This is a genomic window from Acinetobacter sp. 102, assembly GCF_037028485.1.
Classification (GTDB): domain Bacteria; phylum Pseudomonadota; class Gammaproteobacteria; order Pseudomonadales; family Moraxellaceae; genus Acinetobacter; species Acinetobacter higginsii.
The window spans coordinates 102,572-127,206 of sequence record NZ_JAZEZK010000001.1; the positions used below are offsets into that span (position 1 = coordinate 102,572).

The window sequence follows — 24,635 nt, forward strand, 5'->3', positions numbered from 1 at the left end:
ATTGCCTCTTATAGAACTTCAGGAGCCAATGAAATGATTTTCATGAACTGTTCAGTACGAAGTTCACGAGTCACTGGTCCGAAGATACGAGTAGCAATCGGAGCTTTGTTGTTGTTCAAAATAACAGCTGCGTTATCGTCGAAACGAATAACTGAACCGTCTGGACGACGGATGCCGAACTTTGTACGAACAACTACAGCATTCATCACGTCACCTTTTTTAACACGTGCGCGTGGAATTGCTTCTTTTACAGTAACTTTAATAATATCGCCAACTGAAGCATAACGACGGTGTGAACCACCAAGTACTTTAATACATTGTACGCGGCGTGCACCACTATTGTCTGCTACGTCGAGCATACTTTCGGTTTGAATCATTGCCCTACTCCAAAACCGAGCATCACCGGTCACAATTTCGAAAGGCTCAAAGAGTACTCGAAATTGTCCGATGATGCAACAAGAACGTCTAATTACTCAGCAGCAGCTTCAACTACTTCCACTAAAGTCCAAGCTTTAGTTTTAGAAATTGGGCGGCTTTCTTTGATGGTTACCAAGTCGCCTAATTTAGCAACATTGTTCTCATCATGAGCGTGTAATTTAGTTGAACGGCGGATTGATTTGCCATACAACGGGTGTTGAACGCGGCGTTCAATAAGCACAACAATAGACTTGTCCATTTTGTCGCTTACGACTTTGCCGGTTAACGTGCGGACTGTTTTTTCACTCATTGTCCGTTCCCCTGTTTTTCGGTAAGGAGTGTCTTAATACGAGCAATTGTCTTACGAGCAATTTGCACTTCATGCGATTTGCCTAGTTGACCAGTTGCTTTCGCCATACGAAGACGGAATTGGTTAAGCTGTTGCTCATCAAGCAAAGCTTTCAACTCTTCTACCGACTTTTCACGTAGATCTTTAGTTTTCATTACATCACCGTCCGAGTCACGATAGTGGTTTTAAACGGGAGTTTAGCAGCAGCTAAAGCAAAAGCTTCACGCGCTAACTCATCGCTAACACCTTCAATTTCGTACAGGATCTTACCTGGCTGGATCTGACAAACCCAGTATTCCACGCTACCCTTACCTTTACCCATACGTACTTCTAATGGTTTTTCGGTAATTGGTTTGTCTGGGAATACGCGGATGAAGATTTTACCACCACGTTTGATACGACGGCTAATGGTACGACGTGCAGCTTCAATCTGACGCGCAGTCATACGACCACGTTCAGTTGCTTTAATTGCAATCGAACCAAATGATACTGTACTACCACGGTGCGCTAGACCAGTGTTACGGCCTTTGTGCACTTTACGGAATTTGGTACGTTTAGGTTGCAACATGGATTATTCTCCCTTGTCAGCAGCACGGTCACCGCGACGACCACGACGCTCTTGACCTTCACCACGACCACGACCACGTTTAGCTGGACGCTCTTCAGCAGGAGCAGGGTTCATGACTTGTTTCATGCCACCTAAGATCTCGCCACGGAAAATCCAAACTTTAACACCGATCGTACCGTATGTTGTTTCTGCGCGCATAGTTGCATAGTCGATGTCAGCACGAAGCGTATGCAAAGGTACACGACCTTCACGATACCACTCAGTACGAGCAATCTCTGCACCACCTAAACGGCCAGAAACCTCAACTTTGATACCTTTAGCGCCAGCACGCATTGTGTTTTGAACCGCACGTTTCATAGCACGACGGAACATAACACGCTTTTCTAATTGAGAAGCAATCGCTTCAGCAACTAAACGTGCGTCCAAGTCAGGGCGATCAATTTCATTGATGCTAACTTGAGCTGGAACACCCATAATGTTGGTGAGTTCGCGCTGTAATTTCTCAATATCTTCGCCTTTTTTACCGATAACGATACCAGGACGAGCAGTACTAATTGTTACTTTAGCAGCGCCTGTAGGACGTTCGATAAGAATATTGCTGATCATCGCGTTTTTAAGTTTTTTAGTTAAAAACTCACGAACTTGAAGATCTTTAAGCAAGTATTCAGCATATTGTTTCGGACTCGCATACCAGTTAGCGTTATGACGTTTCACAACACCTAGGCGGATACCGATTGGATGAACCTTCTGACCCATATCAAACCCCTACCTTAACGGTGATGTGACAAGTACGCTTAGTAATACGATCTGCACGGCCTTTAGCACGTGGCATGATACGTTTAAGGCTCATGCCTTCATCAACGTAAATCGTAGTTACTTTAAGGTCATCAACATCTAAGCTGTTGTTGTGTTCAGCATTCGCGATTGCAGATTCAAGTGCTTTTTTAACAAGCACAGCTGCTTTCTTGTTGCTGAAGTTCAAAATGTCTATCGCACGTGCAACCGACTTACCACGGATCAAATCAGCAACTAAACGTGCTTTTTGTGCCGAGATAGCGGCACCGCGTAATTTAGCAGTTACTTCCATCATAGCACCTATTAACGTTTAGACTTCTTATCAACACCGTGACCACGATAGGTACGAGTTGGCGCGAATTCACCCAATTTATGACCAACCATGTGTTCAGTAACAATTACTGGAACGTGGTTACGGCCATTGTGAACAGAAATTGTTAAACCAACAAAGTCTGGAAGGATCATTGAACGACGTGACCAAGTTTTGATCGGCTTACGGTTGTTAGCAGCAATCGCAGCTTCAACCTTAGCGAACAAATGCGCGTCGACGAATGGACCTTTTTTTAATGAACGAGGCATTATTCAGATTCCCTTACTTGACGCGACGGTCGCGAATAATCATCTTAGTCGTACGCTTATTGGTACGTGTCTTGTACCCTTTAGCTTTTTGACCCCATGGACTTACAGGTTGAATACCTTTACTACGTCCTTCACCACCACCGTGTGGATGGTCTACCGGGTTCATCGCCATACCACGAACGGTAGGACGAATACCACGCCAGCGCGCAGCACCAGCTTTACCCAATGAACGAAGGTTGCTTTCTTGGTTAGAAACTTCACCAATTACAGCACGACATTCAACGTGGACTTTACGCATTTCACCAGAACGTAAACGAACGATAGCGTAAGAACCATCACGACCCAACAACTGAACTGAAGTACCAGCAGAACGTGCTAATTGAGCACCTTTACCGATTTTAAGTTCAAGGTTGTGAAGTGTAGAACCGATTGGCATGTTGCGAAGTGGCAAGCAGTTACCTGGACGAATTGGAGCATCGTTACCAGATTGTACTTTATCACCAGCACGTAGGCCTTTAGGCGCAATGATGTAACGACGCTCACCGTCAGCATATTTCAATAAAGCAATATGAGCTGTACGGTTAGGATCGTATTCAATACGCTCTACAGTCGCAGGGATACTGTCTTTGTTACGTTTAAAGTCAACAATACGGTAGTTTTGCTTATGACCACCACCCACGTGACGTGTAGTGATGTGACCATTATTATTACGACCACCAGTACGTTTTTTAGCTTCTACCAACGGTGCATAAGGAGCGCCTTTGTGAAGATGGTCATGAACCACTTTCTCTACAAAGCGACGTCCTGGAGACGTTGGCTTACATTTTTGAATTGGCATAATTCTCGTCCTTATTCCGCTGCGTTTTCAGCGGTATCGCCCAAGTCAGCCATTTCTACATCTTGGCCAGCTTTCAGGGTGACGTATGCTTTTTTCACATCAGAACGACGTCCTAATGTTTTACCAAAGCGTTTTGTTTTACCTTTAGTGATCGTTGTATTGATTTTTACAACTTCAACACCAAAGAGCTGCTCAACTGCTTTCTTGATTTCAAGTTTGTTTGCATTTAATGCAACTTTGAACACTTGAACACCAGCAGTATCACCTAAAACTTGTGCTTTTTCTGAGAATACTGGTCCTAATAGGACTTGATAGATACGTTCGTTGTTCATCCGAGTTCTACCTCAATTTTCTTAGCAGCAGCTACAGACATTACAACTTTATCAAATGCGATCAAGCTAACAGGATCAATAGCAGTAGCATCAACCACATCAACGTGTGGAAGGTTGCGAGCTGCGAGATACAAGTTCTCATCTACAGCATCTGTAATGATCAATGCGCGAGTTGCATTCAAGTCTGTAAGTTTTGCAAGCAAGTCTTTAGTTTTTGGAGCTGCAACAGCAAACTCTTCAACTAATACAAGACGATCTTGGCGAACAAGTTCAGCTAAGATACATTGCATTGCACCGCGGTACATCTTACGGTTTACTTTTTGAGACCAATCTTGTGGGCGAGCAGCAAAAGTTTTACCACCACCAACCCAGATAGGGCTACGAATAGAACCCGCACGAGCGCGACCAGTACCTTTTTGACGGAATGGCTTTTTACCACCGCCAGAAACATCTGCACGTGATTTGTGAGCACGAGTACCTTGACGACCACCAGCTAAGTAAGCTGTAACAACTTGGTGTACAAGAGCTTCGTTAAATTCACGTCCGAAAGCAACTTCAGACAATTCAACAGCAGAGCCGGAAACAGTTTTTAAATTCACAGTATTTCCCCTCAGGCCTTGATGGTAGGACGTACAACAACGTCACCGCCAGTTGAACCAGGAATAGCACCCTTAACAACTAAAACAGAACGTTCAGCGTCAATAGATACAATTTCAAGACCTTGAACTGTTACGCGTTCGTCACCTAAGTGACCAGCCATTTTCTTGCCTTTGAACACGCGACCAGGTGTCTGGTTTTGACCTGTAGAACCTAATACACGGTGAGATACAGAGTTACCATGAGTAGCATCTTGCGTACGGAAATTCCAACGCTTAACACCACCTTGGAAACCTTTACCTTTTGACTGACCAGTTACGTCAACAATTTGACCAACTGTGAACAGATCAACACCGATAGAAGCACCCACTTCACGGCCTTCAAGCTCAGCTTCAGTAACACGGAACTCTTTAACTAAACGACCAGCAGCAACACCCGCTTTCGCGAAGTGACCTTTCTGAGCGTTAGTTACGCGCGATTCGCGACGTTCACCAGTAGTTACTTGAATTGCTTGATAACCATCAGTTTCAAGTGTTTTGATTTGCGTAATGCGGTTTGGATCGACTTCGATAACTGTAACAGGTACAGATACACCAGCATCTGTAAAGACGCGAGTCATACCACATTTGCGACCGACTAAACCAATAGCCATGTGCATAAACCTCTAAAAAAGCGGCCTAATTAACTTAAAAAGTTAATCAACCGAAAGCCTTAACCCAAAGCGATCTGAACATCAACACCAGCAGCAAGATCTAACTTCATCAATGCATCAACAGTTTTATCTGTTGGTTGAACGATGTCGATCAAACGCTTATAAGTGCGGATTTCGTACTGATCACGAGCGTCTTTGTTGACGTGTGGTGAAGTAAGAACGTTGAAGCGTTCGATGCGAGTAGGCATCGGAATTGGACCACACACTTGTGCGCCAGTACGCTTAGCGGTTTCTACGATCTCTTGAGCAGATTGATCAATCAGACGATGATCAAAAGACTTCAAACGGATACGAATTCTCTGGTTAGACATACCAGTAAACTCCAAGCCAAATATATAAAGAATCACCCATGACGCACCTCACCATTCTGGTAAGTGTCAAGGGCAGTGAAAATCACTAAGGTCATGATCGATGCCACGACTGTAATGCGTTAACTACTTTCTTCGTAGTAAACGCCCTCCATTTGAGGGTCGCTCATTATAACGATTGTTTAAGTCTTATGCAATTCTTCTTTTCATTTTTTAAGCAATCAATCCTGCTATGCACTCACAACATAATCGATTGCTTGATTCAGCAAACGATTCCCCTGTTCAAATTTACTTTTGATGGTTCTTTTTAATTCAGATATCGGTTGTACATATTCACCATTAAAAACCGCCATATCCTCTTCATTCTCAATCAACAGTGCCAAGGTCTGTGGTGTCATTTCTGGATGAAACTGAAACCCAAGAACATTACGCCCAATCTGATACATTTGATTTCGGCAGACTTTATTCTCTGCTAAACGCACCCCACCCTTTGGAATTTCAAAAGTTTCGCTATGCCATTGCAAAATATTCAATTGCTCTGGAATTTGAAAATAATCCTCAGGTACATGCGATGCACGCCCCACATCCATCCAACCTAATTCTTGGTACGGATTTCGACTCACAGCTGCCCCTAGGGCATTGGCAATCAATTGCCCACCCAAGCACAACCCAATAGCAGGTTTACCCGCAGCCAAATAACGTCGTAACCATCTTTTTTCGAGCTTTAACCACGGATAATTTGCTTCATCATTCACACTCATGGTTCCCCCCATGATAATCAGCAGATCAACTTCATCTACTCGTGGTAAGGCCTCCAACTCCAATGGTAAATCGACGGGTAATGCAAAAAACTCGGTTGCGGTAATTTTTGCTTTATGTGCTTTTAAAAAGTCATAGCAACTGCCAAAACCTTCGCCAGCAATGTGCTGAAAATAATGCACTCTTAAATGCGACTTCATGCGCTAAAACCTATTTATCGTTAGAATGATAATTAGTCTTAGCAAAAATAAAGCCAGTTTTGAGCAATCGTATTAATCCGTACCGATTCTGTACAAAAGCAGCGCAACACTAGCGGCTTGGTTGATTTTCTCTTAACCTAAGTCATTATATTTATTTAGCCCATGCCCTATGACAACACACAATAAAGCACAAACCAATCTGATTCATGCACCACGCCAAGCCCCTCAATACATTGAAACGGTCCAGCCTCCCTTATTTCGTGCATCGACCATTATTTTTAAAAGCACGGCGCACCTTTTTGACCGCCATTGGACCAATGCTTATGACTATAGTTATGGCACACACGGTACCCCAACGACGTTTACATTAGCGGACAATATTGCGCAAATTGAAGGCGGACGTTATTGCTTGCTTGCACCAAGCGGTTTATCAGCGATTAATCTCGTGAATAGTACGGTTTTAGGATCAGGTGATGAGGTTTGGGTCGCCGATAATATTTATGGCCCTAATCTTGAGCATTTAAATCATCTGCAAGATCGTTATAGCATCACCGTTAAAATTTATAATCCAATTGATGCCAATAGTTTTCAACCGACTGAAAAAGCGAAACTGATTTGGCTCGAAGCAGCAGGATCAGTCACTTTAGAATTCCCCGATTTAAAGAACTTAGTTAAAAAAGCACAGCAGGCCAATGTACTCACCGCACTGGATAATACATGGGGCGCAGGGCTGGCTTTCAATGCTTTCGATTTCTCAGATGAGCATCTCACTGTTGATATTACAGTTCATGCACTCACCAAATATCCAAGCGGTGGTGGCGATATATTAATGGGTTCTGTAGTCACAAATGACCAAGCACTCCATCACAAACTCTATCGTATGCATGCCATCCAAGGAATTTCTGTTTCAGGCGATGATACGGCACAGATCCAACGCAGCTTGGCGCATATGTCTTTACGCTATGAACAGCAAGCGCAAAGTGCACTCACTTTGTTAAATTGGTTAAAACAACAACCACAATTTAGCCAAGTCCTGCATCCAAGCGATCCCGATGCAGCAGGCCATGAGTTCTGGACAGAAATTTGCAGCACTGGCAAAAGTGCAGGCTTGGTCAGTGTTATTTTCAAACCAGAATATGATCTAGCAGCAATCCGTAAGTTCTGCGACAGCTTAACGTTGTTTAAACTCGGATTTAGTTGGGGCGGTCCTGTCAGTCTGGCAATGTTGTATGACTTAAAACAAATGCGTACTTTGAAAAATACACATTTACAACAAGGTTTATTGGTTCGCTTCTGTATTGGACTAGAACATCCAGAAGATTTAATTCAAGATATTCAAAACGCATTAAAACAGCTCGATTGAGATTAAAAACAGGTGAAGAATGAGTACACCAATCGTTATTGCAAAAAAAACCACTGATACAACACAAGAGATTGTTTTACATTCTAAATTTGCCAACCGACACGGCTTGATTGCCGGTGCAACTGGAACAGGTAAAACCGTCACCCTCAAGGTGATGGCCGAGAGTTTTTCTCGTATTGGTGTACCCGTGTTTCTTGCCGATGCCAAAGGTGATGTTTCCAGTCTGGCCAAAGCAGGCAGCAGCAATCCCAAATTCGATGAACGCCTGAAAAGCCTGCAACTAGATGCCATTCCTTTTGCTGCCGCACCTGTGATTTTTTGGGACTTATTCGGTCAGCAAGGCCATCCAATTCGTACCACCATTTCAGAGATTGGTCCCTTATTACTGGCACAAATGCTGAATCTGAATGACACCCAAGAAGGTGTGCTTTCAGCTGTGTTTCGTGTTGCCGATGATCAAGGTTTACTGCTGATCGATTTTAAAGATCTAAAAGCTATGCTGACTTATGTCAGTGAAAATGCTGCCAGCCTCAAAGCCGAATATGGCAACCTTTCCCCTGCCAGTCTGGGTGCAATTCAACGTAATCTACTGGCTTTAGGTGATCAAGGCGGTGAACAGTTCTTCGGTGAACCAAGCCTGAATATTCTCGATTTCATTCAAACTGATACCAATGGTCATGGCTATATCAATATCTTGGCTGCAGATAAGCTGATGAACACCCCAAAGCTATATGCCACTTTCCTGCTTTGGATGATGTCTGAACTATTTGAGCAGTTGCCTGAAGTCGGCGATATGGATAAGCCAAAGTTGGTATTCTTCTTCGATGAAGCGCATTTACTATTTGATAATGCCAGTCCTGCTTTGCAACAAAAGATTGAACAAGTGGTGCGTTTGATCCGTTCTAAAGGTGTGGGGATTTATTTCATTACCCAAAATCCACTTGATCTGCCTGAAAGCGTATTAGGGCAATTGGGTAACCGTGTACAACATGCCTTACGTGCATTTACCCCCAAAGACCAAAAGGCAGTCAAAACTGCAGCGGATACTTTCCGTGCCAATCCAGAGTTTAAAGTCGATCAAGCCATTACTGAACTTGCCGTTGGTGAAGCATTGATTAGTTGCCTAGATGAACAAGGGACGCCACAAATTGTGGAGCGCGGTTGGGTGATGCCTCCTTACTCCTCCTTTACCCCGATCACGCCTGAAGAACGTCAAGTAATTATCGGGCAAAGTATTGTGGCAGGTGTCTACGACCAAGCCGTTGATCGAGACAGTGCTTATGAAATGCTACAGAAAAAAGTGCTGCAACAGTCGCAACAGAAAGAAGCAGATGAGTTAGCCAAACAGCAAAGCAAAGAGCAAGATGCTTTGGCCAAGCAACAAGCCAAAGAACAAGAACGTTTTGCCCGTGAGCAACAAAAAGCCGCAGAAAAGTCACAGCGTGATCGTGAGAAACTCACTCAAGATATCGTCGGTACTTTTGCCAAGAGTGCAGCACGTAGTTTGGGCGGGACGACTGGACAAAAAATTGTTCGTGGCTTACTCGGTTCTTTATTTGGTAAATAATACAACCATAGCTAATTGTAAATTAAGGGATAATTTATTATCCCTTAATTTTTTTATGGATTTTATTTAAATATGCATTGCAAATACACCTTATAAGATGTATTTTAAATACATCTTATAAATGATAGCCAAGAGAGATCAAGCATGACTCCACAGCAAATTGACCTAGTAAAAGCCACTGTTCCGGTCCTACGCGAAAATGGTGTTGCACTGACTGGATACTTTTATAACCGCATGTTAGGTAATCATCCCGAATTAAAAGAAACCTTTAATATGGGACACCAACGCAGTGGGGCTCAAGCACAGGCACTTGCCGGTGCAGTTTTGGCGTATGCAGAAAATATTGAAGACCCTTCTGTGCTTTTGCCTGTGGTTGAAATGATTGCGCATAAACACGTGAGCTTGAATATTCAATCCCCTGACTACGGCATTGTCGGTGAAAACCTTTTGCACTCAATTAGTGAAGTCCTCAATATTTCAATGGAAGATCCATTGATTGCTGCATGGGCTGCCGCTTATGGTCAATTAGCTGATCTATTTATCAGTACTGAAAAAGCCATTTATGATCAACACCAACAAACCCAAGGCAGCTGGTTAGGCTGGCGTAATTTCAAAATCGCCAAAAAAGTGGTGGAAAGTGATGAGATTACCTCGTTCTACCTTGCCCCTGTAGACGGCGGCGCATTACCGCATTATGAAGCAGGCCAATATATTTCAGTCCGCGTGTTTGTCCCTGAACTCAACTTAAGACAACCGCGTCAGTACACGCTTTCAACCAGTCCGCAAGCTGACTATTTACGTATCTCAGTGAAACGTGAAGATGAAAAAGGCGAACTTGCAGGTGGCTGGGTATCTAGTACTTTACATGGCTTAGCTGAAGGCTCAGAAATTGAAGTATCTGCACCAACAGGTAATTTCTATCTGATCGATAGCAGCAAGCGTAATGTCTTTATCAGTGGTGGTGTTGGTCTAACCCCAATGATTGCAATGTTGAACCAATTGGTGACTTTAGATATGCCGCAACCCGTGAATTTCATTCATGCCTGCCGTAGCAGCCAAGTGCATGCCATGAAGCAACATATTCAGGAACTTAAAACCAAGTATCCACGTTTAAGTACATTTACGGCATATGAATTTCCACACGAAAATGACAACCTTGGTGAAGACTACGATGTTGCTGGACGTTTAGATTTAAGCAGCATCGATGCTGCACTATTACCCGCCAATGCTGATTATTACCTATGTGGCCCAATGCCATTTATGGCAGCGCAACATCAGGCACTGGTTGCTCGTGGTATTCCTGCTGCCAACATTCACAGTGAAGCCTTTGGTACAGGTGGGGTCAAACTCAGCTAAGCCACACCACATTTTGCATAGGGCTAGTCTATGTTAGACTAGCCCTTTCTATTTCTTGCACCAGATTGAGTGAAACCACATGCAACTCAATAAGTTTACTGATTATGCTCTCAGAATTTTGATGTATGTCGCTCGTCCGAGTGATGTACCTTATACGATTGCAGATATCGCAGAAGACTTACATGTGTCGCAAAACCACTTGGTTAAAGTCGTGCACTTCATGGGTAAGCAACACTGGATTGTAACCATTCGCGGCAAAGGTGGTGGCCTGCGCCTCAATCCGGAAGCCAAGAATCTGAAATTAGGTGCGATTGTTCGAACCTTACAAGGGAATCATCAAATTGTTGAATGTAATACCCCTCCTTGCGTACTTCGAGCCAACTGCGGACTAAAAGGAATTTTAGATCAAGCCTTAGAATGCTTTTATCAAAGCCTTGATCAATATACGCTTGGCGAAGTCGTCCAACAGGGCATTATCCCCTCTTCCACACGCTCAAATATCGATTTTTTAGAGCTGATTCAAAAAGCTTAAAATCACATACAGATGAAGGATTCGCACGAATGCCTCACATCCTTTATAATGGTCGTTGCTATTTCTATTCAAAAGTAAGCTTCTATGCGTCGCAGTGAAAAATCGAAAGATACCAAAGCCAGACTCGCACCTAAACAAAAAATCAGTTATGAAAAAAAGGCTGACCCTGCATTAACTGAATATGCAGTACAGTCTTTAACTTGGTTACGCCAAGCTGAATTTTTGATGAGTGCGCCGAAACTGGCTTTATGCGTAGAAGATACAGGTTATGAAATCGCATTTGCCGGCCGCTCCAATGCTGGTAAATCAAGTGCAATCAACACCTTGACCAATCAAAAACAACTGGCACGTGCTTCAAAAAGACCAGGCCGCACCCAAATGATCAACTTTTTCAGCTTGGGCAATCCAGATCAGCGCTTGGTCGACTTACCAGGTTATGGTTATGCAGCGGTTCCTGAAGCAATGAAAATCGTCTGGCAAAAAGAACTCGAAAATTATCTGATCCACCGTAAAAGCTTACAAGGCTTGGTGCTATTGATGGATATTCGCCATCCGTTACAGCACTTTGACTTGATGATGCTGGAATGGGCACATTCACGTCATTTATTTGTACATATCCTGCTGACCAAGGCAGATAAGTTGAACCGTGGCCCTGCCAATGAAGTTTTATTTGATGTAAAACAGCAATTGAAGAAAATGAAACTCGATTTCTCAATTCAACTGTTCTCATCGCTCAATCGCATTGGCTTAGAAGAACTGGCAACCGTCATGGCAGGTCGTTTGAATTACACCCTTGATCAACCAACGGAATTTGACCTTAGCCAAATCCCAGAAGCCTCAGAAACCGACATCCAAGAATAAAAAGTGCATTTTATGCAACTTGATGCATAAAATAATTTTTAATTGTCCCGAATTGCTAAACACAAACACTAGGTAGTTTTCATATACTGCTTAGTGTTGGTTCATTGCACTATCGATTAGGACTAAACGATGAAATTACTATCATTTGTGAAGAACAAAGTTCTTGGTTCTTCGATTGACTATAAAATCCTCCCACGCAAAGTAAAGTTTGACTGGGAAAATACGCCAGTGGATTGGATTCCAAACCAGCCTTTTGCCAGCTATTTTATTAATGAAATTAACAATATTTTACCTGCTGGAGAGTTTTGGTTTTGCCGTTTATATAACAAAGTCCTTCCTCAAATTACCGATGAAAAATTAAAGCAAGACGTCCAAGCCTTTATTCGTCAGGAAGCAATGCATGCCGTTGCCCATACCTCTGCCAATAAAGAATATTTGACGCAACGCAATATTGATATTCAGCGCAACCTCGACATCATGGATTTCTTATTCACCAAGGTCTTGGCAGACAAGCCTTTCGATAAAGAAATTCCAAAAGCACTCGAGCATCAGTGGGATTTATTCCGTCTCGGTGTGATTGCGACTGTTGAACACATGACCTGTGTATTGGGCAAATATGCACTGTACAACAAGCGTTGGGAAGAACTCGGTGCAGATCCAGAAATGATCGATCTGATTAAATGGCATGGCTCTGAAGAAATTGAACACCGTACCGTTGCATTTGATCTCTATCGTCATTTGGGCGGTGGTTATATCGCACGTTACTACATGAGTGTTGCCGTCATTATTGGTGTACTCGGCCTCTGGGTCGATGGCGCTGCACATATCATGAGCCAAGACCCTCGTTTTGCTGACAAGAAGCCAAGCTTATTTAAGCCATGGATCTGGATCGAATGGTCGAAGATCGCATTAAAAGACGCTAAAATCTTGCCAGGTCCTGCATGGTTGGTTGCACAACAGATTGATTACCTCATGCCTTGGTATGACCCCGTCAAAGAAGGCAATACCCAAGATGCGGTGAATTATTTAAATAATTCCCCTGCTGCAAAACGCGCCTTACAACCCGCAGCATAAGCATTCTTTTTAGAATAAAAAAAGCAGGAGTCATCTCCTGCTTTTTTGCGTCCAATACGATCAGCTTGATTCAGCTTCTGCCTGTTTTGCGTAGCGATCAACCACCACACTAATCATCATATCGCCTTGTACATTGACCACAGTACGCACCGTATCCAACACCCGGTCGATCGGCAGTAAAATTGCAATCGCCTCCGCAGGTAAACCGACTGACTGTAGCACCATAATCATGGTGACCATCCCTGCACTTGGAATTCCTGGCGCACCCAAAGAAGCAATCATGGCGGTTAAACACACAATAATCTGCTGCGTTAAACTCAGATCCAAGCCCATCAAATTGGCAATAAATAAGGCAGCCGCAGCTTCATACAAAGCCGTACCATCCATATTCAGTTGTGTGCCTAAAGGAATCACAAAACCTGCCGTTTGCGGCCGTACACCTAAGTTTTCCTGTGCACACTTCATACTTAGCGGCATGGTCGCTGAACTAGAACTGGTTGCAAAAGCTGTGACTAAAGCCGTTCTCGCCCCTCTAAAAAAGGTAATCGGATTCATACGGCCAAAAATCCACAACAAAGCCGGTAACACCACCACACCATGGAATATAGTCGTCCCCGTCACTACTGCCGCGAATTCAACCAACCGACTCAGTACAGACAGATCCTCAGTCGCGATCAACTTGGCTAAAAGCGCAAAGATCCCGATCGGTGCAAGCTTCATCACCCAACCCACTAACATCATCATGATGTCAAAGAATTGCTGACTGATGTTACGGACGAGACTAAAACGTTCGCCACCTTTGACCAAGGCCACACCTAGGAATAAGGCAAACACCACCACAGCCAACACATTGCCTTCGCTAAATGCCTTAAATGGGTTAATTAAAGTGTTTTGAATAAAGGTGGTGATAAAACTTGATGGCGTTAAGGTGTCTGGTGTTTGATGACTGTCCATTGCTGCTTGAAACAGCTGAATATCGACACCTTTACCCACATCAAACAGATGCGCACAACTAATCCCCAGAATTAAAGCCAAGGTGGTGGTGGTCAGGCAGCTCAATGCCGTAATTTTCCAGACACGCCCGAATTGACCGCCTGCCTGTAAATTGGAAACCCCAACTACGATTGAGCTAAAAATCAATGGAATCAGCAGCATTTTCAATAAACCAATGAAAACACTACTTAATATACCCAGTCCGTAAAGACTAGATTCAACAAATGCAGTTTGTGGATAGGCAAGCAACAGAAAACCGAAAGCGACACCAAGCACAGCTGCAATTAAAATTTGTGTATTTAAATTCATTGTTTAATGGGTAAACATTTAACTTATCGGTACTATGGCATGCTCATGTTGAAGAATCGAGCAATTTTTTGTCACATCCTTATGATAAAAAAAGCCATCAGAATGATGGCCTTAGTACTGGTTTACTTTTTACTGGGTTTCAATTTCTCTGAGCCGAATCAAACCTTCTTGAACGGTACTACAGACCAACTGTCCATTTTGCCACATCCGCCCAAAGTTTAAGCCACGTGAACTGGCACTAATCGTTGCTTCCATGTCGTAAAGCATCCATTCATCTGCACGCAGTGGGCGATGGAAATAAATGGTGTGATCAATACTGGCACATTGTAAGTTTGGAGAGATCCAAGACAAACCATGTGGACGTAAAGCCGTGGTCATTAAGGTAAAGTCTGAATAAAATGCCACAATTGCCTGATGCAGTGAGATTTCATCTAAATCAGCTGGAATCGTATCATGGGTACGAATGTAATGCGCATAGAACGGCGCTTCAGGCTGCGGCTGAAATGGGTTGATTAACTGCGTCGGTCTGATTTCCACATGACGCTCCCGCATAAAACTGGCACGTACATTTTCAGGCACAAAGTTAATCAGACTTTCCTTCAATTCGTTCTCAGACTTTAAGGTATCTGGTTCAGGGTACTCTGGCTCTTTATGTTGGTAGTTCAAGCCTTCTTCTGGATTGGCAAAAGAAACCATTGCAGAAAAAATAGTACGGCCATGTTGAATCGCACGAACCTGTCGACTGGCAAAGCTTTTACCATCTCTGAGTGGATCAACTTCATAAATAATCGGTGCATTGACATCGCCACCATACAGGAAATAGGCATGTAAAGAGTGCGCTGGACGATCCGTGGTATATGACGCTGCTCTTAATGCTTGTCCAAGCACCTGCCCACCAAACACTCGCTTGCCTACCAAATTGCGGCTATTGCCTCGAAAAATATGCTCTTCAAGCTTTTCCAGAGTCAACAGTTCTACCAATTCTTGAGTTAACGCATTCATGTAATAGTCTTCCAACATCAATGAGGAGAGATCAACCAATCCTTTCAGGGTTGATAATTTTGATTGTGCCACAAATTCAAATGACAATGGTCAGGATAAAATGATTCATCCGTCACGATAATGATGTATTGATTATCTTAATATGTATTTATAGCGGCTAAAAATACGATTTTTAACGATAAAATCTACCAAATACGCTATATTTTGTCAGAAAATAACATACCGTTTCATGTAAGAATATCGCAGAATGTCGTGTTCATCATGACTCGATGTCAGGATTATTATTTAGGAGTTTGTAATGTCCAAGACTGGATTTGGTCAAATGTATCGCCAACTTTCGAGTAAGTTACTTGACCTTGTGGTAACCCCACATGTTCTTGGTGAAGTTCCTACAGAATCCACCACAACAGAGCAAAATACAACCGATTCAAATAAGTTAGTTTGCTATGTTTTACAAAATTATTCGCGTAGTAACGCATTGGTGGTTGATGGTGAAACCCGTCGCCTCAATTTAAAACCAGCCTTAGACCCCTTGAGTTTTGGGAGCTATCAAGAAAAAAATTCAGTCTTATTTTTACATCATAACGAAAACAATTTTTTTAATACTCAAACTTTCCCGCCTCGCTTGTTACAACTGGTCGAAGCCTTAGAACAACAAACTGATATTGATATTCAGCTGGTACCTGTGACCGTTCTTTGGGGCCGTTCGCCAGACAAAGAAGACTCTTGGTTCAAATTATTATTTTCAGATACTTGGGCAACACCAGGGACAGTTAAACAACTGATGAATATTGGCTTGCATGGCCGCCAGTCTTATTTAGAGTTCCATGAGCCTCAATCTTTGCGTGAGTTGGTAGATTATGCCAAGACCAACCATCCAAATATCTCGCCTGCGACCTATATTGCAAGTTCTTTAGATACCTATTTAGATCAGCAACGTGAAGTGGTACTTGGCCCTGACTTATCAGACCGTCGCAATGTGATGCAATCGGTAGTGAAGTCAGCTGAGGTACAAGATGCCATTCGTCGTGAAAGTATTCAGCATAAAATCAGTATGCTCGAAGCTGAACGTCGTGCCATTGGCTATGTCAATGAAATCGTGTCTGACTATTCGGCATCTGCGGTACGCTTTGCCGATATGGCCTTAACTCGTTTATGGACGCAACTCTATGACGGCGTAGAGGTACATAATTTCAGTACCGTACGTGAACTGGCGAAAGACTACGAAATCGTTTACACCCCATGTCACCGTAGCCATATCGACTATTTACTATTGTCTTATGTTATTTATAAACGTGGCTTGATGATTCCGTATATTGCCGCAGGTGATAACTTAAACCTACCATTTGTAGGTCAGTTATTACGTGGCGGTGGTGCATTCTTTATTCGCCGTTCTTTCCGCGGCAATGCACTTTACACCTCTGTATTTAAAGAATATTTATACAGTATTTTATCGCGCAACACGCCTATCGAATACTTTATTGAAGGTGGTCGTTCACGTACAGGTCGCTTACTCCCACCTAAAACTGGGATGCTGGCGATGACCATTCAAGGTCATTTACGTGGTCCTGCAAAGCCGATCGTCTTTGTACCGACCTATATTGGTTATGAGCGCCTGATGGAAGGCTCAACCTATGTTGGCGAAATGCAAGGTCAACCGAAAGAAGCGGAATCCATTTTTGGTATCGTGAAAACCTTACGTAAAATTGAACGTATCTTCGGTAAAGTGCATGTCAACTTTGGTGAACCTGTATTCTTAAATGATATTTTGAAACAACAGGGTGCGGAGAATATTCAGGCGGATACCGCAAGTACCACAGAGATTTCTAATGTCGTTGCAAGCTCAGCCAATCTGATCTTAGAAAACATCAACCGCGCTGTCGTCATCAACCCTGTGTCATTACTGTCGTTAATTCTATTGGCAACACCAAAGCACACTTTAGATGAAGAAATCTGTGCGAAACAGCTCGATATCTACCGTGACTTGGCAACACAACGACCATATGATGAGCGCACGCAAGTCACCTCATTGTCAGGTAAAGAGATTATTGCTTATGGTCTCAAACTCAAATTAATCAAACGTGTACAACATGTGCTCGGCGATATTATTGCAATTGAAGATAATCAAGCGGTATTGCTGACTTACTTCCGTAATAACATTTTACACGCCTTTGTTTTACCGTCATTGGTGGCTTCGCTGGTTGAGCACAATGGTAAAATTCACAAGAACGATTTAAGCAATGTGATCCGTACCTTGTATCCGTTCTTAAAAGCTGAATTATTCATGAAATGGGAAGCTGCTGATCTACAAACGCAGATTGATAATTATATCGATGCCTTGGTTCAGATTGGTTTGATTTTCCAAGATCATGATGGCAATTTATTCAGCCCAACACCAAATAGCGAAGAACATCAAAAGCTTGTCACTTTAGCTCTACCAGTAAAGCAAAGTTTAGAACGTTATTATATGACACTGGCACTGATTACTCAGCGCGGTTCAGGCAACATTTCAACCAAGCAAGTTGAAGAGCTGAGTCATCTCTTGGGTCAACGCTTATCTGTGCTGTATGAATTCAACTCACCCGAGTTCTTTGACAAAGCCTTATTCCAAAGCTTTATTAAAGTCCTCACTCAACAAAATTATATTCGTAATAATGAGCAAGGTTTCATTGAATATGATGATAACTTCAGTGAAATGGCCGCAGGTGCACAGCTGGTCTTAGATGAAACCACCTTACAAATGTTGCAGCATATCACCACCTTCAGCGATGAAGAGCTGGCTGAGGCATTAGAAGCAATGGCATCTCAACAAGCCAAACGTCGCTTAAAACGCAAGAAAGCTTAAAGCCACTAACACCGATACAACTCAAATTTCAGAGATAAAAAAAGCAAACCTCGGTTTGCTTTTTTTATCTCTGAAAGAAAGTAGATAAGTGCTTTACTGACTATTCATGAAAGAACGTTGCTAATGCCTGAACATATTGCTGTATAGCCTGTTGTCCTATTACCGTCATTGGTGCATAGCCGTCAAAACCATGAAAGCAGCCAGGGTACAAATGAAATTCAGTGGGGACTCCTACTTTTGCCAGTGCTGCCACATAGTCCATTGTTTCATCCCTAAACGGATCTTGATCACCCACACAGGTATAGGTTGGTGGTAAATGAGCATAGTCCTCAGCCCTTGCTGGAGCTGCATAAGATGGAACTTGCTGTGCTAGCATATCACCTAAATACATAGCCCATGCATTTCGATTGGATTGCTCATTCCAGACTCGACTATCCTGAATTTCAGTACTAGAGTGCGTCTGAAGACGATCATCAATCATTGGGTAAAGTGGCATTTGAAATGCAATCTTTGGTCCCTTACGATCCCGAGCCAATAAGCTAACCGCAGCGGTTAAGCCACCACCAGCACTCGCCCCTGCTACCGCGATCTTGTCAGCATCAACACCAAGTGCAGATGCATTTTCAGATAACCAACACAAGCTATCATAACAATCCTCCAAAGGTGCAGGATAAGGATACTCAGGTGCCAGATGATAATCGACAGCAACAACCTGACAACCAGCCTCAAGTACAAAGCGCTCACAAAGACTGGCATCCATTTCAGGTGTTCCCATCACATAGCCACCTCCGTGAATCCACAGTACGGCAGGACTCGGCTTCTGAAGGGCTTGAGAACGATAAATTAAAATTCGAATCTCTCGTCCACGATATTGTGACGGAATCCACTGCTCAAGGCATTCGACTTGTGGGTGAGCTTGAAAATCACCGATCAAATGATCTTTCAGGAACTGACGAATAGCAGGCATTTGCTCTGCACTAATCATTAACTCAGGGAGTTGCGCCAATACAGACTGCAATTCCTTATGAACATATCTCATGTTGCTTACTCCTTTGTCTAATGCGAGTTAACTAGCTAGGCCACCATCCACTGGAAGCAAGACTCCGTTGATATAAGAAGCATTTTCTGACAATAGATACACCACACTATTAGCAATTTCTCCCGCTAAAGCCAGACGTCCTAAGGGACCTAAACGTGATGCATCACTGTCTTTTACCATGCCACTAATCATGCTGGTATCCACACCTCCCGGACAGACGGCGTTAACACGTATGCCGTACGGCCCATATTCATGTGCAGCGGATACTGTCAACCCTGACAAAGCATGTTTACTCGCGGCATAAATTGCCAGATAAGGTTCTGCACGTATGCCAGCATGAGATGACGTATTGACAATGCTGCCAGATTTTTGTCCCATCATCTGCTTCAGCACCAGCTGCATTCCCCAATAAGCGCCTTTTAAATTCACATTCAAAACACGTTCCGCTTCAATCTCTTCCGTTTCATGTAATAACGAAGGTTTCTGGAGCACACCAGCATTGTTATGAAAGAAATCAATTCGTGGAAACAACTCGTTTGCCTGATCCACATAAGCCTGCACGTCAACATAATTTGCTACATTAGCTTGTTTACAGTAGGCAATGCCGTGCTCATCTTCAATTAATTGTTTTGTTTCAAGAAGGGCCTCATAGTTATAATCCACCAACAGAACTTGTGCGCCCTGCCTACAGAGTTGTAGAGCCGTTGCTCGGCCAATCCCTCCACCAGCCCCCGTTACAATGCCAAATTTATTTTTAAAGTTCATAATTAAGCACTCCATACTGTATTGTGACTGTCTACTTGTTTGAATTGAAATCCTCGATATTGATCTGCCGCAACTTCATTACAGAGCTGTCGATATGGTCCAATACCAGGCAAATAGATCAGAAAGCGTCGCGGTTTTCCTGCAATATTGGCGCCGGTATACCATGACTCAGCTTTGGTAAATAAAGTGTATTCCGCAATCTCCAGGCAACGTGCACTCCATTGATCTTCAGCCGTAACCGAAGCCTCGATCAGGTCATGATCGCAATCTCGCATATAATTCAGGCAATCGGTAATCCAGTCGACATGCTGTTCAATACACAAAGGCATATTGCTAAGTACCGATGGGCTTTCTGGTCCAGTAATCATGAAAAAATTGGGGAAGCCTGCTGTGCAGAGCCCAAGATAGGTCCGGGTCGCAGCTCCATTTTCCCATTTATCTTGTAAGGAAATACCAGCAACGCCGCGGATATCCATTTTAAACAATGGCCTGGTCATACCATCGTATCCCGTCGCATAGACCAGAATATCTAATTCAAAATATTCATCGGTGGTTTGCAAGCCATGTTCATCAATCGCAACAATTGGATTCTCTTTAATATTGACCAATTGCACATGTGCCTGATTGAACGTTTCATAAAACTGCGAGCCTAAAATTGGACGCTTGGTTCCATAGTAATATTGAGGCTGCAACTGTTTGGCAATTTCATTATCATCAATACTGTCTGCAATTTTATCTCTAAAGAAATGAGCAATTGCGGCATTGGATTGTTCATTTACCAACAAATCGTTATATGAAGTTGCGAGATAAAAACCACCTTTATCCCAAGCATGTTCAAATACTTGTAAGCGTTCTTCAGCACTATCTTGCATAGCAGACTTGTCTGGAGGGTCTTGTGGCATCCCAAACATGGTTTGATGCATTTGCGCCTTCAATGTCTGAAAGCTATTTTTTATGTGCTGACGTTCCTGATCTGAATAGGGACGATTATTAGCAGGCGCCACATACTGTGGAGTTCGCTGGAAAACAAATAATTGTTCAGCCTCTTTAGCAATCTCTGGAATACTTTGGACGCCACTTGACCCAGTACCAATGACACCCACTCGTTTTCCTTTGAAGTCGACCTTTTCATGCGGCCAATGTCCCGTATGGTAAGCTTGTCCCTTAAAGAGGTGTTGCCCTTGAATTACAGGCATATTCGATGCAGACAAACAGCCCACACCAGAAATAAAATACTTAGCTGAGAACCGTTGTCCCTCCTGTGTATGAATGTCCCAGCGTTGGCTCTGTTCGTTAAAATGCGCAGAAATGATCGTTTGGTTAAACTGAATGTCTTTCTTTAAATCAAACTTATCTGCCACATAATTGAGATAAGCTAAAATTTCAGGTTGTTCCGGATAGCGTGAGGACCAGCTCCATTCTTGGAACAGCTCTTCGGAAAAGGTGTAGTTATAAGAAAAACTTTCTGTATCACATTTGGCACCAGGATAGCGATTCCAATACCAAACACCACCCACCCCCTGACCCTTTTCAAAAACCATGGTCTTAAACCCAGCATCTCGCAGCTTTAACAGCATATAGAGTCCTGAGAATCCTGCACCAACAACAACTGCATCTAGAAATACATTGCTTGTGTCTAAAGCTGCTTTTATCATATTCAAATACTCCTTTTGAATTTTACTGACAAATTCATCATAGGAGCTTGAATCGGATACGGATATTCCCGATTTCTATACTAACAATTCCCTAAAAAGGAGGATAAGCATTGATCCCACCTTCTAGAATAATTAAACAGGTACAACAAATCGGATTGGCAAAAAGCCATGAAGAACAACTTTTTATGATTTTAAAAACCTATATATCACTTTTCCCAATGATGAATGCCACACTATCCCGATATTCTGCATTCGGCTTTCTTGGAGAAGGTATTATTTCAATGGAAGGGGAACGGCTCAAGTACATCAGTGAAATACGAGATGATATCCGTTCTATTCCTATTATTTATCTAGCCGTACAGGAACGTAAGGCACATTTTTGTCAAGGCATTGATTTCTTAAAAATGGTGAGTAGTCGTTATCAAATTGCAACCAACATACAAGCCATTACGGTCACGCCCATATGTAATGGTTCAGCCGTATTGGGTTTTATTTGCAGTACCAAATTTAGCGATGATACCCAACTCAATCCAGCTTTACTCCATGCCCTCACCCAATTTGGGCATTTGGTCGGTCAATATGTGGCGGGTGATACTGCCTTGCAATTAAAACATCGTCTCAGTAAGAGAGAACTCGAAGTCATGAAACGGGTTTCACTAGGTGAAAGAAGTAAGGAAATTGCAAATGCTCTAGATATTAGCGAATTAACCATTAACCAATATATCCAATCATCAGTCAAAAAATTGTTCGCCCATAATCGCACCCATGCAGTCAGCATTCTGTTACGCGAAGGTGTTTTAACATAAAACCAATGAGCAGCTCAAAATGCTGTTATAAAATGCGATACAACAGGCAACTAATCGCAGTTGCCTGTATCTTTAATAGCTATTTACGACACTCTAAATACTTCGGATCATCCAAACATCTCAGTCGTTTAATCAGCGATACAAAATATGCATCATAATAACCAGAGTCGACATAACGATTCCGAATTTTGACCACCATCGCGTCATAGCCCTGTTTCTCATAACCTGAGATATCCGCCCAGTAATAGGCTGGTAAATGGTTTTCCCATTGAATGGCTTGTGCAGCAAGCACATTGCTGTTGCGTACAAACCAAGCTCGTATTTGATGACCGAAGCCCGCTGGGTAGACTTGTGGTCGAATCACGATATTCATCGCAAAATACGCCATAGGGAAGTTGACGACCTGCGTGTCTGCACCAAATTCCTTTTTCAAGTTATACGGCAATATGCCATAGGCAGGTGCAGCCAAAATATCAATTTTCTTCTGCTTAAAGGATTCCACCGCATTGGAAAAATCCACGTAGACAGGTTTAGCACCCACACTTTGTACCAATGCTTGCTGTGGTGGATTATTCTCCAAAATACCAATGGTTTTATTTTTTAATTGAGACACCTTATTGATCTGTTGCGTATTCATGATCATATAAGCCGTACCGATCGGGATCATACCCAGCATTTCATAATCTGCCCCGACCATACGCTTTTCTACATTGCTATTATTTAAAAGCTGTAAAAAGACTCTGGCAACACGATTATTGGGAATCAAACCAATCCCCCCCGTTGTCCCCATAAAACGGTTATAGCGATAGGTATTAAAGTTAGATGCCACCAAGCCTGAACATTTACGCTGCTCAAAAGCTTGTATAGCCTCCTTTTCATTCTTAAAGGTTTGAAATTTTAATTGAACTTGATTCTGTAGCGAATACAAACGAATATCTTGTAGACGGCGGCTGATATCACCCTTTGTACTTAAAGGATCGAATACGCACCAAGACTGCTCAACAGCCCAGCTAGTGGTTGTGATCAACCCGAATAAGATCATGCAAATTATTTTTCTCATGTATCACCTTTACGCCTCGCCGCAAACCATGTGCTTAATTTAGGCGGTTCCTTTCAGGAATCTATTGGTATTTATAATTCAAAATACATACCAACTCTTTAAACTTTCTTTACAGTCTAATCTAATTATTTTTCATTACTATGTACCAATAAAGCCGCTGCATAGTCATTAAAGCAAATCAAATGGTCAAATTTAAAATCAATCTCAACTAATCGTGTCGCGTAAATTCGCTTGCCAGTGTGTTGTTCTGATACTAGTTCTAAGGGTTTTACATGGAGTTGCTGTTGAAACCACCATAATATTTCGTGCATTGGTAGTGGTGTATTATTGCTAATGATATAACTTGCTTCAACTTTAGATAAATTAACTAATAATGCTAAAAACTTTGCTAAATCATCAATATGAATGCGATTACTAAAATGGATTGCGGGATAAGTTAGACTCTGTTCTGCCATTTTTTTGAGTCGGGCGATTGAAGTCCCATAAATGCCAGTCGGGCGAACAATAATACTTTGTTGCGGATAATGTGCTTGCCAAAGTAATTCCATCTCCCGAAGAATACGCCCTTGCTCATCAGCAGGCTGTATCAGCGATTCATCATCAATTCGCTCTCCTGCATTTTCGCCATACACCCGAGTCGAGGACACCACGACAATACGTTGCACGGGATGTACTTTGAGTGCGTTGACAATGGGCAATACACTGTCAAGATAGGTTTGCTGATAGGCTGCTATACCACTCTGTGCAGGGGCCAATACCACATACACCATATCAACAGGTGGCAGTTTACTTAAATCCAGCTGATGAATATCCTGAATATAATGGGTCGCGTAACAATCTGTTTTTTCACTGCGACTAATTGTGCTAATGTGGTGACCTTGCTCAAATAAGTGTTTAGCGACACGCTGAGATGTTTTACCATAACCAATAAATAAAATATGCATACACACCTTT

General features: G+C 42.7%; 27 protein-coding genes and 1 pseudogene. 8 read left to right on the plus strand and 20 right to left on the minus strand.

What is annotated here, in order from left to right:
* Positions 1 to 8: 8 nt before the first annotated feature.
* The 13 genes and pseudogenes from rplN to WA352_RS00560 all read right to left on the minus strand — a co-directional run bounded on the left by rplN (position 9) and on the right by WA352_RS00560 (position 6,454).
* The gene (gene rplN, locus WA352_RS00500; protein WP_004657680.1) at positions 9 to 377 is read right to left on the minus strand and encodes a 50S ribosomal protein L14; all 369 of its coding nucleotides are present in this window, start codon (positions 375 to 377) and stop codon (positions 9 to 11) included.
* A 92-nt stretch (positions 378 to 469) separates the two neighbouring features.
* Positions 470 to 727: a 30S ribosomal protein S17 gene (gene rpsQ, locus WA352_RS00505; protein ID WP_004657679.1), complete on the minus strand. Its 258-nt coding sequence runs from the start codon at positions 725 to 727 to the stop codon at positions 470 to 472.
* A complete protein-coding gene (gene rpmC, locus WA352_RS00510; protein ID WP_000849927.1) occupies positions 724 to 921 on the minus strand; it encodes a 50S ribosomal protein L29 in 198 nt (65 codons plus the stop codon). Before rpmC ends, rpsQ begins: the two co-directional genes overlap by 4 nt.
* Complete coding sequence (gene rplP / locus WA352_RS00515) at positions 921 to 1,334, minus strand: 50S ribosomal protein L16 (protein WP_004657678.1); 414 nt, start codon at positions 1,332 to 1,334, stop codon at positions 921 to 923. Before rplP ends, rpmC begins: the two co-directional genes overlap by 1 nt.
* Positions 1,274 to 2,090, minus strand: a pseudogene (gene rpsC / locus WA352_RS00520) (30S ribosomal protein S3). The gene rplP and the pseudogene rpsC overlap by 61 nt, the downstream one beginning before the upstream one ends.
* Position 2,091: 1 nt before the next feature.
* The gene (rplV, locus tag WA352_RS00525; RefSeq protein ID WP_004657676.1) at positions 2,092 to 2,421 is read right to left on the minus strand and encodes a 50S ribosomal protein L22; all 330 of its coding nucleotides are present in this window, start codon (positions 2,419 to 2,421) and stop codon (positions 2,092 to 2,094) included.
* Positions 2,422 to 2,432: 11 nt separating this feature from the next.
* A complete protein-coding gene (gene rpsS, locus WA352_RS00530; protein WP_004641066.1) occupies positions 2,433 to 2,708 on the minus strand; it encodes a 30S ribosomal protein S19 in 276 nt (91 codons plus the stop codon).
* Positions 2,709 to 2,721: 13 nt separating this feature from the next.
* On the minus strand, positions 2,722 to 3,546 hold the full coding sequence (rplB, locus tag WA352_RS00535; RefSeq protein WP_004804114.1) for a 50S ribosomal protein L2: 825 nt from the start codon (positions 3,544 to 3,546) through the stop codon (positions 2,722 to 2,724).
* An 11-nt stretch (positions 3,547 to 3,557) separates the two neighbouring features.
* Positions 3,558 to 3,878 (minus strand): 50S ribosomal protein L23, encoded by a 321-nt coding sequence (gene rplW, locus WA352_RS00540; protein WP_004641070.1) that lies wholly within the window; start codon positions 3,876 to 3,878, stop codon positions 3,558 to 3,560.
* Positions 3,875 to 4,477, minus strand: a complete 603-nt coding sequence (rplD, locus tag WA352_RS00545; RefSeq protein WP_004804113.1) for a 50S ribosomal protein L4 — start codon at positions 4,475 to 4,477, stop codon at positions 3,875 to 3,877. Before rplD ends, rplW begins: the two co-directional genes overlap by 4 nt.
* Positions 4,478 to 4,488: 11 nt before the next feature.
* Positions 4,489 to 5,127: a 50S ribosomal protein L3 gene (rplC, locus tag WA352_RS00550; RefSeq protein ID WP_004775888.1), complete on the minus strand. Its 639-nt coding sequence runs from the start codon at positions 5,125 to 5,127 to the stop codon at positions 4,489 to 4,491.
* A gap of 59 nt (positions 5,128 to 5,186) precedes the next feature.
* Positions 5,187 to 5,498 carry a 30S ribosomal protein S10 gene (rpsJ, locus tag WA352_RS00555; RefSeq protein ID WP_000070912.1) on the minus strand — a complete coding sequence of 104 codons (312 nt, stop codon included), beginning with the start codon at positions 5,496 to 5,498 and terminating at the stop codon, positions 5,187 to 5,189.
* Between the two features lie 227 nt (positions 5,499 to 5,725).
* Complete coding sequence (locus tag WA352_RS00560; RefSeq protein WP_004804112.1) at positions 5,726 to 6,454, minus strand: type 1 glutamine amidotransferase; 729 nt, start codon at positions 6,452 to 6,454, stop codon at positions 5,726 to 5,728.
* A 169-nt stretch (positions 6,455 to 6,623) separates the two neighbouring features.
* Between WA352_RS00560 and WA352_RS00565 the strand changes: the two genes are divergently transcribed.
* The 6 genes from WA352_RS00565 (at position 6,624) to WA352_RS00590 (ending at position 13,207) form a co-directional block, all read left to right on the plus strand.
* Entirely contained in the window at positions 6,624 to 7,817 is a 1,194-nt protein-coding gene (locus WA352_RS00565; RefSeq protein WP_033134242.1) for a PLP-dependent transferase, read from the plus strand.
* 19 nt (positions 7,818 to 7,836) lie between these two features.
* Entirely contained in the window at positions 7,837 to 9,384 is a 1,548-nt protein-coding gene (locus WA352_RS00570; RefSeq protein WP_033134241.1) for a helicase HerA-like domain-containing protein, read from the plus strand.
* Positions 9,385 to 9,528: 144 nt separating this feature from the next.
* The gene (hmpA, locus tag WA352_RS00575; protein ID WP_033134240.1) at positions 9,529 to 10,740 is read left to right on the plus strand and encodes an NO-inducible flavohemoprotein; all 1,212 of its coding nucleotides are present in this window, start codon (positions 9,529 to 9,531) and stop codon (positions 10,738 to 10,740) included.
* Between the two features lie 79 nt (positions 10,741 to 10,819).
* Positions 10,820 to 11,272: an RrF2 family transcriptional regulator gene (locus tag WA352_RS00580; protein ID WP_005147145.1), complete on the plus strand. Its 453-nt coding sequence runs from the start codon at positions 10,820 to 10,822 to the stop codon at positions 11,270 to 11,272.
* Between the two features lie 84 nt (positions 11,273 to 11,356).
* Positions 11,357 to 12,133, plus strand: a complete 777-nt coding sequence (gene yihA / locus WA352_RS00585; RefSeq protein ID WP_005201214.1) for a ribosome biogenesis GTP-binding protein YihA/YsxC — start codon at positions 11,357 to 11,359, stop codon at positions 12,131 to 12,133.
* 129 nt (positions 12,134 to 12,262) lie between these two features.
* Positions 12,263 to 13,207 (plus strand): metal-dependent hydrolase, encoded by a 945-nt coding sequence (locus WA352_RS00590; protein WP_016162204.1) that lies wholly within the window; start codon positions 12,263 to 12,265, stop codon positions 13,205 to 13,207.
* 60 nt (positions 13,208 to 13,267) lie between these two features.
* On the opposite strand, the gene WA352_RS00595 is transcribed toward WA352_RS00590, so the two are convergent.
* Positions 13,268 to 14,509, minus strand: coding sequence for a dicarboxylate/amino acid:cation symporter (locus tag WA352_RS00595; protein WP_033134239.1), 1,242 nt, complete (start codon positions 14,507 to 14,509; stop codon positions 13,268 to 13,270).
* 129 nt (positions 14,510 to 14,638) lie between these two features.
* On the minus strand, positions 14,639 to 15,511 hold the full coding sequence (locus WA352_RS00600) for an acyl-CoA thioesterase (RefSeq protein WP_033134238.1): 873 nt from the start codon (positions 15,509 to 15,511) through the stop codon (positions 14,639 to 14,641).
* A gap of 298 nt (positions 15,512 to 15,809) precedes the next feature.
* Between WA352_RS00600 and plsB the strand changes: the two genes are divergently transcribed.
* Positions 15,810 to 18,356, plus strand: a complete 2,547-nt coding sequence (plsB, locus tag WA352_RS00605) for a glycerol-3-phosphate 1-O-acyltransferase PlsB (RefSeq protein WP_033134237.1) — start codon at positions 15,810 to 15,812, stop codon at positions 18,354 to 18,356.
* 100 nt (positions 18,357 to 18,456) lie between these two features.
* Here plsB and WA352_RS00610 read toward each other — a convergent pair whose 3' ends face one another.
* Genes WA352_RS00610 through WA352_RS00620 form a run of 3 tightly spaced genes read right to left on the minus strand, consistent with a single transcriptional unit; the run spans position 18,457 to position 21,815 of the window.
* Positions 18,457 to 19,395, minus strand: coding sequence for an alpha/beta hydrolase (locus tag WA352_RS00610; RefSeq protein ID WP_336140951.1), 939 nt, complete (start codon positions 19,393 to 19,395; stop codon positions 18,457 to 18,459).
* Between the two features lie 27 nt (positions 19,396 to 19,422).
* Positions 19,423 to 20,160 (minus strand): SDR family NAD(P)-dependent oxidoreductase, encoded by a 738-nt coding sequence (locus tag WA352_RS00615; RefSeq protein WP_033134235.1) that lies wholly within the window; start codon positions 20,158 to 20,160, stop codon positions 19,423 to 19,425.
* 2 nt (positions 20,161 to 20,162) lie between these two features.
* Entirely contained in the window at positions 20,163 to 21,815 is a 1,653-nt protein-coding gene (locus tag WA352_RS00620; RefSeq protein ID WP_033134234.1) for a flavin-containing monooxygenase, read from the minus strand.
* Between the two features lie 110 nt (positions 21,816 to 21,925).
* Here WA352_RS00620 and WA352_RS00625 point away from each other — a divergent pair, with 110 nt between their 5' ends.
* Positions 21,926 to 22,621 carry a response regulator transcription factor gene (locus WA352_RS00625; RefSeq protein WP_033134233.1) on the plus strand — a complete coding sequence of 232 codons (696 nt, stop codon included), beginning with the start codon at positions 21,926 to 21,928 and terminating at the stop codon, positions 22,619 to 22,621.
* A gap of 79 nt (positions 22,622 to 22,700) precedes the next feature.
* On the opposite strand, the gene WA352_RS00630 is transcribed toward WA352_RS00625, so the two are convergent.
* Positions 22,701 to 23,681 carry a putative solute-binding protein gene (locus tag WA352_RS00630; RefSeq protein WP_033134232.1) on the minus strand — a complete coding sequence of 327 codons (981 nt, stop codon included), beginning with the start codon at positions 23,679 to 23,681 and terminating at the stop codon, positions 22,701 to 22,703.
* A gap of 125 nt (positions 23,682 to 23,806) precedes the next feature.
* Positions 23,807 to 24,625: an NAD-dependent epimerase/dehydratase family protein gene (locus WA352_RS00635; protein WP_033134231.1), complete on the minus strand. Its 819-nt coding sequence runs from the start codon at positions 24,623 to 24,625 to the stop codon at positions 23,807 to 23,809.
* Between the last annotated feature and the right edge of the window lie 10 nt (positions 24,626 to 24,635).